The sequence below is a fragment of the Bacillus sp. FSL K6-1106 genome (assembly GCF_038005245.1).
Taxonomy (GTDB): domain Bacteria; phylum Bacillota; class Bacilli; order Bacillales; family Bacillaceae; genus Bacillus; species Bacillus altitudinis.
The window spans coordinates 365,866-378,749 of the sequence record NZ_JBBOSV010000001.1 but is presented as its reverse complement, the minus strand read 5'-3'; the positions used below and the strand labels follow the sequence as shown (position 1 = coordinate 378,749).

The following is a 12,884-nucleotide window of genomic DNA, read 5'->3' as shown; positions in this document are numbered from 1 at the left end:
GTTATTTCCCCCTCACGATCGTTCCGATTGATTCGCCATTGACGGCACGTTTAATATTTCCTTCTTCCATAATAGAGAAGACGATTAATGGAATGTCATTGTCCATACATAATGAGGACGCAGTAGAATCCATTACAGCAAGCCCTTCTTTTAGTACATCAAGATATGAAAGCTTATCATATTTTACTGCATCCGCATCTGTACGAGGATCAGCACTGTAGACACCGTCTACATTGTTTTTCGCCATTAAAATGACATCTGCTTCAATTTCAGCTGCACGAAGTGCTGCTGTTGTATCAGTAGAGAAATAAGGGTTACCAGTACCTGCAGCAAAAATCACGACACGTTTCTTCTCAAGGTGACGGATCGCTTTTCTTCTTATGTATGGCTCTGCAACCTGTCTCATTTCGATAGAGGTTTGTACTCTAGACTGAATGCCAAGCGTTTCTAGGCTGTCTTGTAATGCCAATGAATTCATCACTGTTGCAAGCATTCCCATATAGTCTGCTGTTGCCCGGTCCATTCCTAAGTCACTGCCTGTCTTACCACGCCAAAGGTTTCCTCCGCCTACAACGACTGCAACTTCAACATCAAGTTCTGCAATTTCTTTTACTTGCTTTGCAATTGATTGAATGACAGTTGGGTTAATTCCATTTCCAGCATCACCAGCTAGTGCTTCTCCACTTAGCTTCAGTACAATGCGATTATATTTCGGTTTGCTCATGATAACCTCCAAGTGTAAACTATACCGTCTCTTATTATGCGTAAGAAACCGTCTTTTGTAAATCAATATCCTCTAAAAAATAGGGAACACAGTGCTTGTGCTCCCTAAAAAAGCCCCAGAGAGCTTTTCAAACATTATTTTTTCACTTGGCTCATGACTTCTTCAGCAAAGTTGTCTTGACGTTTTTCGATACCTTCGCCCACTTCATAGCGAACATAAGTTTGAACAGTTGCGTTTTTCGCACCTACAACTTGTTTCACTTTTTCATCTGGGTTTTTAACGAATGCTTGGTCAAGTAAGCAAATTTCTTCGAAGAATTTGTTTAGACGGCCTTCTACCATTTTAGCAACGATATTTTCAGGCTTTCCTTCTTGAAGCGCTTGTTGTGTTAATACTTCACGCTCACGGTTCGCTTCTTCTTCAGACACTTGGTCACGAGAAATGTATTTAGGGTTTACAGCAGCAACGTGCATTGCGATGTCTCTCGCAAGCTCTTCATCAGTTGTTCCGTTAAGAACCGCTAATACACCGATGCGTCCGCCCATGTGTAAGTAAGAACCGAATGCAGCGTTATCTTCTTTTGTGATGACTGAGAAACGGCGCAGCGTAATTTTTTCTCCGATTTTCGCAATTGCAGAAGTAATATGTTCTTCAACTGTTGAACCATTTTCCATTTTAGAAGCATGTGCTTCTTCAATTGTTGCAGGTTTCGCAGCAAGTAAATGATCAGCAAGTTCGTTAAGAAGATTTTGGAATCCTTCGTTTTTCGCAACGAAATCAGTCTCAGAGTTCACTTCTAGGATAACGCCAGTGTTGCCGTCAGTTTTAATAAGAGTTAATCCTTCTGCCGCAATACGGTCTGCTTTTTTCGCAGCTTTTGCGATCCCTTTTTCTCTTAGAAGATCGATTGCTTTGTCGATGTCACCATCAGTTTCTGTTAACGCTTTTTTACAGTCCATCATACCTGCACCAGTTTTTTGACGCAGTTCTTTTACTAATTGAGCAGTAATTGCCATTTTACATTTCCTCCTTCTATGTTAAAACACGGATTACTAGGTGAAAAAAAGGTGATAAAAGGCAGTTCCCTCTTATCACCTTTTGAATAGGTTACGCAGTTGTTGTTTCTGTTTCTGTCGTTTCTTCTACAACAGCTTCTTCTTCGCCTTGTTTAGACTCAAGAATCGCATCTGCCATTTTAGCAGTTAGAAGTTTTACAGCACGGATTGCATCATCGTTTGCAGGGATCACAACATCAATTTCGTCTGGATCACAGTTTGTGTCAACGATACCGATAATTGGGATATTCAATTTACGAGCTTCTGCAACTGCAATACGCTCTTTACGAGGGTCGATAATGAAAAGTGCATCTGGAAGACCCTTCATGTCTTTGATTCCGCCTAGGAATTTTTCAAGACGTTCTAATTCTTTTTTCAGTTGAACGACTTCTTTCTTAGGAAGAACTTCGAACGTACCGTTTTCTTGCATTTTTTCGATATCTTTTAAACGTTTGATACGTTTTTGGATTGTTTCAAAGTTTGTTAACGTTCCACCAAGCCAGCGTTGGTTTACATAGAACATACCAGAACGGATTGCTTCTTCTTTCACTGAATCTTGTGCTTGCTTTTTCGTACCAACGAAAAGGATTTTTCCTCCGTCAGCAGCAAGGTTTTTCGTGAAGTTGTAAGCTTCCTCTACTTTTTTCACCGTTTTTTGAAGATCGATGATGTAGATACCGTTACGCTCTGTAAAGATGTAACGCTTCATTTTTGGGTTCCAACGGCGTGTTTGGTGACCGAAGTGAACACCAGCTTCTAGCAATTGTTTCATAGAAATAACTGACATGTTGTTGCCTCCTAATATAATGGTTTTTTTTCCTCCGCTTAAGTCATGTTCACATAAAACTGCGCCACGGCAGCACCTTCATACGAATCATTAAGCGTGTGTATTTAACACCAAGAAATAATATAACACATGATGGACTGACAATCAAGAATCCTTTACAGCTTTCCGCTAAATTTTAATAAAAGCTCGATTTCTGTCTTGCCCGTTTTTAATTCTTTCGCTATTTCTTCTAATGATAGCCCTTGATCATATAAGGCCTTTACTTGATCCTCGAATGTTTCTTCTTTTTCACTTTCAGAAGGCGCAGAAGCTTCTGTTTCGAGACTTGAAACGGGTTCGTTTACCTTCTCTTCCTGCACCTCAACTTCGCTAAGGAGAGCCGACAGGTGCTCTGGAACTGGATCTTCACTTTCTACCGATTGCTGGGATTCAATTGGTGGTTGTGGCTGCTTTGGTGTCTGAAGATCCGATTTCAGCTCTTCAGCAGAAAAATCAGGGGAAGTGGCTGCAGCTTTTGATAGTTTTTCATTCTCTTCTTTGACTTCCATCAAAAATGCAGCCAGGGTATTTTCCGTTTCTTCTAAAAGCTCTCGCTGCTTTTGTTCTGTTGCCTTCAGCGAATTCATTCTCGTGTATAAAATGATCACAAAATAAATAAGTGCAGCATGAAGCATAAAGCTAATCAGCCATAGCATATTTTTTCACTCACTAACTCTTTAAGATTGAATGGCTTTATCAAGCAGATGCTTAAGCTTGAACAATGCCTTTGAATGAATTTGCGAAATGCGGGAGGTCGATAAATTAAGCACTTGACCAATTTCCGTTAACGTCAATTCCTCTTTATAGAAAAGACTAATCACAAGCTTTTCTTTTTCCGAAAGCTCTGTCATTTTTTCGGCAAGCTGTTCAATTAATTCATCTTTCAGCATTTTTTCTTCAGGTGTCACAGTCTTTTCGTCGCGAATCATGACTTGAACGTTTTCTCCGTCTTCTTGATCATGCAGCTTCTCATCAATCGAGAGCAAATTCGCAAAGAACCCTTCATTCATCGTTGTGACCACATCTTGTTCACTCATGCCGAGTTCTTCAGCAACCTCTGTTGGTGTCACATTTCGTAAATATCGCTGTTCAAGCTTTTCAATTGCCGCTTCTACTTTTTTTGTTTTTTCTCTTGATGTACGAGGCAGCCAGTCCTCTTTACGAAGACCGTCGATGATGGCCCCGCGAATTCTGAAGGATGCATATGTATCAAACTTCAGATCTCTTCCGGGGTCAAATTTTTCAAGGGCATCATATAAACCGAGCATCCCTAGACTGATCAAGTCTTCTTTGTGCACTGACTTCGGGAGACCGATGGAAATTCTTCCAACATGATATGTGACGAGCGGCATATAGCGGCGCATAAGATCATCTCCAGCAGCTGGGTCCTTCCACTCTTTCCATCTAGCCCATAGCGCCTGATCTTCGTAATTTAAGGATTGCATCTTTCTCCCCCTATACTTCCTTAGTTATATCTTCATAATGCCTTGTTTCACAGTGCGGATCTCAAGTTCTGTTGTAAGCGGATCGAATTCAATCGTGCGTCCATTGTTTCCGCCCGTGTCCTCACTAATGATCGGGATATGATGAAGAGACAGATGTTCTTTCACAGCTGATACATTCCTAGGTCCAATTCTCATGAGATCATTGGTTGACTTAAATTTAAACATTTCTGCGCCGCCAGCAAGCTTCGCTTTTAGCGCATGTTTGCGCGCTCCTTCTTTTAAGAGCAGATCAATTGTATGCTTGACACCTGTATCTGCATACTTAGCCAAGTTCTCTACCGCTCCTTTTGAAAGAGAGGAGTCTGGAAGCATGACATGGACAAGTCCTGCCAGTTTTTTTTCTTGGTCAAAAAGGACAAGTCCTACGCAAGAACCGAGACCGGATGTCCGTATACGGTCCGGTGTTTTCACAAGCTGAACATCCGCTATACCAACCTTTACAACTGCCGGAATCTGCACGTTCATTATAGGTTACCTAATGCTTTGAACAGTTTTTCAAACGATTCAAAGTCTGGTAATAGAAACATATTTCCTTTCAGCTCTTGCTGATTTTGATCATCAAAAATCGATGTATCAATCACAATCGCCTGATCGCCGAGCGGGCTAAACTGCATTAATCCTTCACTAATGACAGCCCCGAACATGTCGAGCGTGACATCTGGAACACTTGGATGAAGCTGCAGTTTTGTTAAATCGGCAAGTGCTGATAAATAAGAGCCTGCTAAAATATTTCCTAGCTCATGAAGCGCTGATGTTCCTAGCATGTGTTCATGAATCGTATCAATATCAAATGCTGGGTCCTGAACAAGCTCTCTTACAAATTGTTCAGCTTGTTCAAACGGCATAATGAAAAAGATTGAACCGGTAAGATCACCCTCCATTCGCAAAAAGATACTGGCAACTGGAAGGTCTGCTCCACCAAAGAAATCCATTAAATCTTCAAACGAGAGAACTTTGACAAAAGGAACAGCCATATCAATTTTGCGATTCAATAGGCTGGCAAGAGCAGACGCTGCATGGCCTGCTCCGATATTCCCAACCTCACTTAATATATCTAGCTGTTCATCTTTAATTTCATTGAAAATGCTCATCTCACATCCCCCTTAATGAACAGGTGCATCTTGCACGCTCTTGTCGAGGACCGCACCAGCATGAATGATATTGAATAGACGCTGATCATGCTTAATAATTCCTGTCACCCATGACAGTCCTTCTTTTTCAGCTGAATCAGTAGAAGATTCTACCTCTTCCTGATGAACAGTAATGACATCATTTGCTTCATCAACAATCCAGCCGACTTCAATGTCACCAACTTGTACAATAATCATTCTTGTTTCGTCTGTAATCTCGTTGTCAGTTGATCCAAGTCTCACTCTAAGGTCAATGACAGGTGTCACGACGCCACGTAGATTAATGACACCGCATATATAAGGGGCAACGCCAGGAACTCTTGTCGGCTGCTGCCATTTTTCAATGGACTTTACTTCTGATACTGAAATGGCGTATTCTTTTTTGTTTACGATAAACACAATCATCTTTTCGCCAGTTTTGATATCTGTACTCATTTCAGACCGCTCCTCTATTGTTTTTTACTTAATCAGTGCATTACAGTCAACGATGAGTGCAACCTGACCGTCACCTAAGATTGTTGCGCCTGATATCGCAAATACGTTTGGTAGGTAATCTCCAAGTGATTTCAATACAACCTCTTGCTGACCGATAAACGAATCGACCACAAATGCTGTTAGCTTGTCTCCTTTACGGACAACAATAATGTGCAGTTCTTCTTCTAAATCATTCGCATTTGGTACGTTGAACTGTTTCTTCAAGTACACAACCGGTACGATAAATCCACGGAAATCAATGACTTCACGATCATGCGTTTGAAGGATGTCACTCTTCTTAATGACAGCCGTTTCTATAATAGAAGAAATCGGAATAGCAAATGTTTCTTCCTCTAGTTTCACAAGAAGTACGGAAATGATCGATAATGTGAGTGGAAGCTGAATTGAGAACAGTGAGCCTTGACCTTCTGTTGAGTTAATACTCACAGAACCACCTAATGATTCCAGCTTGTTTTTCACAACGTCAAGACCTACACCTCGGCCCGAGATATCAGAAATCGTATCAGCTGTAGAGAACCCTGCTGCAAAGATCAATGAATCAATTTGGTGATCTTCAAGTGTTTCCGCTTCTCTTTCTGTAATAACCCCGCGCTCTAATGCTTTTTCAAGGACCTTTTTACGGTTAATCCCGCCGCCATCATCTTCGACTTCAATGAAGACATGGTTTCCGCTATGATATGCTTTTAAAAGAACAGTTCCTTTTTCTGGTTTGCCTTTTTTCACACGTTCTTCTGGTGATTCAATCCCGTGATCGAGACTGTTTCTAAGTAAGTGTAATAGCGGATCGCCAATTTCATCGATCACTGTTCGATCAAGCTCTGTCTCAGCACCTTCAATGATCAGTTCAATTTTCTTATTGAGCTCTTTCGTCAATTGACGAATCATACGTGGGAATCTGTTAAACACCGTTTCTACAGGCACCATTCTCATGTTCAAGATGATCGATTGCAGGTCTCCAGAAATACGGGACATTCTTTCCACTGTATCCGTGAGTTCGTTGTTTTCAAGTTCTTTAGCAATCTGTTCTAAACGTCCTCTATCAATGACAAGCTCTTCAAACAGGTTCATAAGTGAATCTAGACGATCGATGTTGACACGGATCGTTTTCGTTCCGCCGGCAGCTGCACCGTTATTGCCATTTGCTTTTGGCGCATCGTTTGCTGGCGCTTTAGCAGCAGGAGCTGCGACTTCTTCATTTTTCTGCTCAGGTTTCTCTGCTTTTGTTTCAGCCGGAGCCACTTCTTCAAAGGCAGAGACTTCAGAAATCTCCACTTGTTCAACCTCTGAGATCGCTGTCACGATTTTTTTCACTTCTTCCATCGGCTGTTTCGATAAGTAAGAAATGCTGAATTCAGATTCAAAATCTTCTGATTCTAAAAGTTCTGCATTCGGAACCGTTTTGACAACTTCTCCTGCTTCGTTCAGTCTTTCAAAAATCATATAGACACGAACGGCTTTTAATAAGCATGCGTCACTTAATGTCACGTTCAGCTCATAACATTTAAAGCCTTGTTCTCTCGCTTCATCAAGAACTGTTCGTTCAAATTCGTTATAGTCTAGGTCGCTTGCAGCTGATGATGCTTCAGCAGTCTCAACGGCAGATGCTGTTTCTGCATGGCTTCCTGTCACATCTAGTTTTTTACTAATCTCTGTGACATCACGTTTTCCATCCCCGCCCTCTGCAATCGATTGAACCATTGCTTCAAGGTGATCGAGTGCTTCAAACATCGTATCCATTGATTCAGGAGTGACAATCATTTGTTCGTTTCTGATGGCATCAAACATGTTTTCTAAATGATGTGTTAATTGAGCCATATCATCAAAGCCCATCGTTGCACTCATGCCTTTCAGTGTATGAGCGGCTCTGAATATATCATTCACTAGCTGCAAGTCTGTTGGGTTCTTTTCTAATTCAAGAAGTTTTTCATTACAAGTTTGTAAGTGTTCTCTGCTTTCATCTAAAAAGATATCTAAGTATTGGTTTACATCCAACGTGTTCACGCCCTCTCTTTTTTCATGGAGCTTATAATTGCATGTGCGATGTCATCCACATGCCTTGTTTCATGTGCAAGGCCTGCTTTAATGACTGATTTAGGCATTCCGAAAACAACACATGATTCTTCTTTTTCTGCAATGACTTTTGTATGACCGCTTGCGACCATTTTTTTGACACCTTCTGTGCCATCACTACCCATTCCTGTCATAATGACAGCGATTTTCTCGTAACCTTTTATGTTGCTGATGGATTCAAATAAATAGTTAACAGAAGGTTTGTGACGGCTGTCAGTGTCTTCTGGGGACAGCCTGATCACTAAAGCTGCCCCTTGTTCATGAAGTGACATATTCAATCCACCAGGAGCTATGTAAGCCACTCCATTTTTAGCGATGTCTCCATCTTGAGCTTCTTTGATCGTAATATGTGATAAATGATCTAATCTAGTAGCCAGCGATGCCGTAAATCCTGCCGGCATATGCTGCACAATCAAAATCGGCGCCTCTATGTCTTTTGGCAGCTTCGTGACGACTCGTTGAAGCGCCCTAGGCCCTCCCGTAGAAGTTCCGATTGAAATAATCTTTCGGAGTGATGAACCGCTTCTTACTTCTTGCAGGCGGGGAGCGACCGCTGGAATTGGACTTGGCGGCTTCATGAACGGCTTAGGAGAAACTTGTTTCTCAGTACGTTTTCTCGACAGGCCTGCCGCAAGTACCCGCTCTACAATTTGACCTCTTACTTTGTGTAAATCGAGCGAAATACTTCCTGAAGGCTTTGTCACAAAGTCAAAAGCACCGAGTTCTAAGCAATGGATGGTTAATTCCTTCCCTTGCTTCGTCTGGCTTGACACCATAATCACAGCAAGGTCGTGTTCAGCCAGAATTTGTTTTAATGCTTCTGTTCCATTTAGAACAGGCATTTCCACATCAAGTGTGACAACATCTGGATTCAATTCCTTAATCCGCTTTAAGGCATCTTCTCCATTTCGCGCCGTTCCGACGACTTCAATTTCTTGCTCGGCACTTAGGAAATCACTGATGAGTTTTCTCATAAAAGCCGAGTCATCTACTACAAGCACTCTAATCATGAGTCCACCTTCCTCCTTTTAAAAAAAGAGGACAACTTATCTATAAACGTATGCTGCTCTCTCCGTGCCTCTCTTATCTGCTGATGATACAGTGTTTCAGCCAGCATTTTAATGGTTTTACTTAGCCTTGAATGAGGCTGCTTCATATAAAATGGCATTTGTTCAGTGACTGCTTTAGGAACAGCAGGATCATCAGGCACCGCCCCAGCAAACACAAGCTTTCGGTGTAGAAAGGACGTCACCACTCCTGCTAATTTCCGGTACGTTTCAGACCCTTCTGACGGGGTTTTACACCGGTTGACGATGATTTGAACAGACTGTTCAAACTGATGAATGGCTAAGTGCTTAATTGCGCTGTAGGCATCCATGATGGATGTTGGTTCTGGCGTTGTCACAACGACCACCTCTCCTGCCGATAAGACAAAGGGGAGTTGATCTTTTGACAAGCCTGCACCCATATCAAAGAATATACAATCAAAGTCATTCAATATTTTCTCCATCTCTTCTAAAAAGAACGACCATTGATCTTTGTCTAAAGAAAACAGCTGCTCAAGCCCGCTTCCGCCAGAAATGTAATACAGATTGTCCGTTCCTTTTGTCATAGCCGCTTGGAAGGATTTTTTTCTAACAAGCACGTCTAATATAGAGCTGGTCGATGTTTTCCCTAGTAAAATATCAATATTCCCCATGCCAAAGTCGAGGTCGATGATGAGCACTTGCTTGCCCGTACTTGCGATAGACAGTGCCATATTCAGCGTCAAATTCGATTTACCTACTCCGCCTTTACCGCTCATGACAGCAATGGTTTTCGCCTGTCCATTCGCATGAAGAGAGTTCGGTACAATCAGTTGATTCTGCTGAACAAGCTTTCTTAAACCTTCGGCTTGGTCAGGCTTCATCATTGTAAGACCATCCTTGTCAAATCAAGGGGGGAACTCTCAAGAATATCCTCAGGTACATTTTGACCATTTGTTAAAAACCCGAGCCCGATTTGAGATTCTGCAATGATTTGAAAGATCGTTCCCATCGTGTCTGTTTCATCAACTTTTGTAAAAATAAATTGATCGATTGGAACGTGTTCAAAACGTTTGACCATGGCTTTCATATCTTGATATTTCGATGTCGCACTCATGACAAGAAAACTTTGAATGCTTTCATCAAATGGAATGATATCTGTCAGCTCTTTGATGTACGCCTCTTCTTTAAAGTTACGGCCTGCTGTATCGATGAAAATATGATCATAGTCTTTAAAGGTCTGCTGTGCTTTCACAAAGTCCTCTCTTGAATAACAAACTTCAAGAGGTGCATTCAGCAGTTCAGCATATGTTTTTAGTTGTTCAATCGCTGCAATCCGGTACGTATCTGTTGTGATAAAAGCAATTTTCTTTTGCTGCTGAATAGCCGTTTTCGCAGCAAGCTTTGCAATCGTTGTCGTTTTACCAGCACCAGTTGAACCAAACAGCACAATGCATTTCGAACGAATCATCGGCTCATCAGAAGTGTGAGCCGGCAGCATCCCTGTGAGTAGTTTTTCAAGTTCTTTTTCAATCTGCTCTTCTTTCACAGCACCTTTTGTTAAAAGACCCTTTAAGCACTCATCTCGAATCTCATCATCAAGACCTTGATCCTTTAGCTTTTGATCCATTTTCATGAGAGAATCCGGCAAGATCCCGGCATGGCGTTCGTTTCTTGCATATTCTATAGGCTGAGAATGAGAAGGCGCTGCTTTGACTGCTTGAGCAGCAGCCGAAAGCTCTTGTGTAAGGTGTTGAGTCTGCTCCTTTTTCGGTAACACCGGGATAGGCGCAGCTGCTGGTTGTAATCCTTTACCGGCTCTTTCTTCAAAATCTTGATCCAGCACTGCAATCACTTCGACCATTTGCTGTTTCTTTAAACCGAACAGCTTTCGTTTGACAACGGTTTTCGAATTTAATATGACGGCATCTTTCCCAAGCTGCTGCCTGATTTGAATCGTTGCCTCCTGCATAGAATTCGCTGTGATTTTTTTCATTTTCATTAGATATCCACCACTCCGATGCTCTGTACTTCCACATTTGCTTCTAGTTCGTTATAAGATAGTACCGGTAAATCTGGGAAATATCTTTCTAACAACTGTTTGACGTACATTCTTATAGGAGGTGAGCATAATAGAACCGGCGTTTCCTGACGAAGCGAAAGCTGTTCAATTTCTCTCGCCACTGATTGAATCACACTTTCAGAGGATTCTGGATCTAACGATAAGTAGTTCCCATGCTCTGTTTGCTGCACGCTGTCTGCAATCACCTTTTCGACTCGGCCTGAGCATGTCACGACTTTCAGTGATTCATTTTCTCTTGCATACTGTGCAGTAATCTGTCTTGCAAGTGCCTGTCTAACATACTCTGTTAGCAAGTCTGTATCAGTCGTTAATTTTCCGTAGTCTGCAAGGGTCTCAAAAATGGTCACAAGGTTTCGAATGGAGACCTTTTCTTTCAGAAGTTTTGCAAGTACTTTTTGGATATCTCCGACTGCTAGTGGATTCGGTGTTACCTCATCTACTAGAACTGGATAACTTTCTTTCAGATGATCGATTAATTGCTTCGTTTCTTGGCGTCCAAGCAGTTCATGGGTGTTTTGTCTAATCTTCTCTGTGATGTGGGTAGACACAACAGATGCTGGATCGACCACTGTATACCCAAGCATTTCAGCCTGATCTTTTTCTGCTTCTGATATCCATTTTGCCGGCAGACCAAAGGATGGTTCGATTGTTTCAATTCCTTCAATCGGATCATCATCAGGCGTTGGAGACATCGCTAAGTAATGATCGAGCAGCAGCTCTCCTTTTGCCACTTCGTTCCCTTTTATTTTGAGCCTGTATTCATTCGGGTTCAGCGCAATGTTGTCTCGAATACGGACAACTGGAATGACAAGACCTAGTTCAAGAGCAAGCTGCCTTCTGATCATGACAATTCGGTCTAACAGGTCTCCGCCTTGATTGGCATCTGCAAGCGGGATCAACCCGTAGCCAAATTCAAATTCAATGGCATCCATTTGCAGGAGATGAATGACGCTTTCTGGACTTTTCATCTCTTCTACCTCTGCCTGTTCTTCCAGTACTTCTTCAATCTCTTCTTGATCCTGTTTGTTTTTCGACATCATGTACGCACCGAGTGCAAGTAAACCTGCGATCGGCCCTGTCAAAAGTACGCCAATTGGCGTAAACAATCCAAGCAGGAAGATCGTGCCTGCTGTGACGTAAAGCATGGCAGGGAAAGCAAAGAGCTGACCCGTAATGTCTGAACCAAGGTTTCCGTTAGAAGCCGCTCTCGTGACAACAATCCCTGTCGCTGTTGAAATAAGAAGTGCAGGGATCTGCGACACAATTCCGTCCCCTACTGTTAAAAGAGTAAAGTGGGAAGCTGATTCTTGAATTGACATTCCTTGCTGAATCATCCCAATAATGATGCCAAAAATAATATTGATAATAACGATGATAATACCTGCGATGGCATCCCCTTTAACGAACTTACTTGCACCATCCATCGCACCATAAAAGTCTGCTTCTCTTGCTACTTTTTCACGGCGGTTTCTAGCTTCACTTTCTGTCAGCATTCCTGCATTCAAATCTGCGTCAATACTCATCTGTTTACCTGGCATCGCATCGAGTGTAAATCTGGCCGCAACCTCTGATACACGCTCTGCTCCTTTGGTGATGACAATAAACTGAATGATGATCAGAATAAGGAAGACAACCAGACCAACGAGTATATTGCCCCCAACAACAAATGATCCAAACGTTTCTACAACCTTACCAGCATCGCCAGTTGATAAAATAGAACGGGTTGTAGAGATGTTAAGCCCTAAACGAAACAGTGTTAAGAGCAAAAGCAAAGATGGAAAAATGGAAAATTGCAGTGGTTCTTGCATGTTCATTGTGGTGAGAAGCACGATAAGCGCAAGAGAAATATTAATAATGATTAAAATACTTAATAGGATGGGCGGAAACGGTATGACCAGCATCGCCACGATTAGAATAACACTGAATAAAACAGATAAATCTCTTGCTGACATGCCTGTTCGCTCCTTTTAA

Annotated in this window: 13 protein-coding genes; all 13 read right to left on the bottom strand. The window is 42.0% G+C overall.

Annotation, left to right across the window (positions count from 1 at the left end; genetic code table 11):
* Position 1: 1 nt before the first annotated feature.
* Complete coding sequence (pyrH, locus tag MHI20_RS01985; protein ID WP_008344767.1) at positions 2-724, bottom strand: UMP kinase; 723 nt, start codon at positions 722-724, stop codon at positions 2-4.
* A 134-nt stretch (positions 725-858) separates the two neighbouring features.
* Positions 859-1,740, bottom strand: a complete 882-nt coding sequence (tsf, locus tag MHI20_RS01980) for a translation elongation factor Ts (protein WP_007499558.1) — start codon at positions 1,738-1,740, stop codon at positions 859-861.
* A gap of 91 nt (positions 1,741-1,831) precedes the next feature.
* Positions 1,832-2,566 carry a 30S ribosomal protein S2 gene (rpsB, locus tag MHI20_RS01975; RefSeq protein WP_007499561.1) on the bottom strand — a complete coding sequence of 245 codons (735 nt, stop codon included), beginning with the start codon at positions 2,564-2,566 and terminating at the stop codon, positions 1,832-1,834.
* Between the two features lie 155 nt (positions 2,567-2,721).
* Positions 2,722-3,261: a hypothetical protein gene (locus MHI20_RS01970; RefSeq protein ID WP_047945912.1), complete on the bottom strand. Its 540-nt coding sequence runs from the start codon at positions 3,259-3,261 to the stop codon at positions 2,722-2,724.
* A gap of 21 nt (positions 3,262-3,282) precedes the next feature.
* The gene (locus tag MHI20_RS01965; RefSeq protein WP_007499565.1) at positions 3,283-4,050 is read right to left on the bottom strand and encodes a FliA/WhiG family RNA polymerase sigma factor; all 768 of its coding nucleotides are present in this window, start codon (positions 4,048-4,050) and stop codon (positions 3,283-3,285) included.
* Positions 4,051-4,074: 24 nt separating this feature from the next.
* Entirely contained in the window at positions 4,075-4,575 is a 501-nt protein-coding gene (locus tag MHI20_RS01960; protein ID WP_007499566.1) for a chemotaxis protein CheD, read from the bottom strand.
* Positions 4,575-5,201 (bottom strand): chemotaxis protein CheC, encoded by a 627-nt coding sequence (locus MHI20_RS01955; protein ID WP_007499567.1) that lies wholly within the window; start codon positions 5,199-5,201, stop codon positions 4,575-4,577. The genes MHI20_RS01960 and MHI20_RS01955 overlap by 1 nt, the downstream gene beginning before the upstream one ends.
* Positions 5,202-5,213: 12 nt before the next feature.
* Positions 5,214-5,675, bottom strand: a complete 462-nt coding sequence (locus MHI20_RS01950) for a chemotaxis protein CheW (RefSeq protein ID WP_008344771.1) — start codon at positions 5,673-5,675, stop codon at positions 5,214-5,216.
* 24 nt (positions 5,676-5,699) lie between these two features.
* On the bottom strand, positions 5,700-7,727 hold the full coding sequence (locus tag MHI20_RS01945; RefSeq protein ID WP_039166663.1) for a chemotaxis protein CheA: 2,028 nt from the start codon (positions 7,725-7,727) through the stop codon (positions 5,700-5,702).
* 5 nt (positions 7,728-7,732) lie between these two features.
* Complete coding sequence (locus MHI20_RS01940; protein WP_327855525.1) at positions 7,733-8,815, bottom strand: protein-glutamate methylesterase/protein-glutamine glutaminase; 1,083 nt, start codon at positions 8,813-8,815, stop codon at positions 7,733-7,735.
* Complete coding sequence (locus tag MHI20_RS01935; protein WP_045034264.1) at positions 8,812-9,717, bottom strand: MinD/ParA family protein; 906 nt, start codon at positions 9,715-9,717, stop codon at positions 8,812-8,814. The genes MHI20_RS01940 and MHI20_RS01935 overlap by 4 nt, the downstream gene beginning before the upstream one ends.
* Entirely contained in the window at positions 9,714-10,832 is a 1,119-nt protein-coding gene (flhF, locus tag MHI20_RS01930; RefSeq protein WP_327855524.1) for a flagellar biosynthesis protein FlhF, read from the bottom strand. The genes MHI20_RS01935 and flhF overlap by 4 nt, the downstream gene beginning before the upstream one ends.
* Positions 10,832-12,865: a flagellar biosynthesis protein FlhA gene (flhA, locus tag MHI20_RS01925; protein ID WP_008344782.1), complete on the bottom strand. Its 2,034-nt coding sequence runs from the start codon at positions 12,863-12,865 to the stop codon at positions 10,832-10,834. The genes flhF and flhA overlap by 1 nt, the downstream gene beginning before the upstream one ends.
* Positions 12,866-12,884: the final 19 nt, after the last annotated feature.